Genomic DNA, 257 nt, shown 5'->3' with positions numbered 1-257 from the left:
GTTTTTCATGAAGACGAAGAGATCGGCCTTGTCGAGCGCGTCAGCGTAGTTTTTGAGTCCTGCCCAGTTCTGCGGCAGCCAATGGAAGGTTCCTGTAAAAACTTCTTCCGGCGGCCGGAAGGAAGTTGCGACCATCCAGTAGAAGGGAAAGAGCGTCACGAAGGCGGCAAGCAGAAGCAGACTGTGCGTGGCGAGCTGTCCGGGCGATGCAGCGCCGTCCCGGGAAAATAGTTTGGCAAAGCTCATTTGTAGTGCAC

At 55.6% G+C, this 257-nt stretch carries 1 pseudogene; it reads right to left on the bottom strand.

Features of this window, described 5'->3' with window-relative positions:
- A pseudogene (locus H6A60_RS13335) lies at nucleotides 1-246 on the bottom strand (carbohydrate ABC transporter permease); the annotation flags it as partial.
- Between the last annotated feature and the right edge of the window lie 11 nt (nucleotides 247-257).

The organism is Sutterella massiliensis (genome assembly GCF_016899755.1).
GTDB classification, from domain to species: Bacteria; Pseudomonadota; Gammaproteobacteria; order Burkholderiales; family Burkholderiaceae_F; genus Sutterella; species Sutterella massiliensis.
Note: the sequence above shows the minus strand (reverse complement) of the source record. Positions and strands in the feature narration are given on the sequence as shown.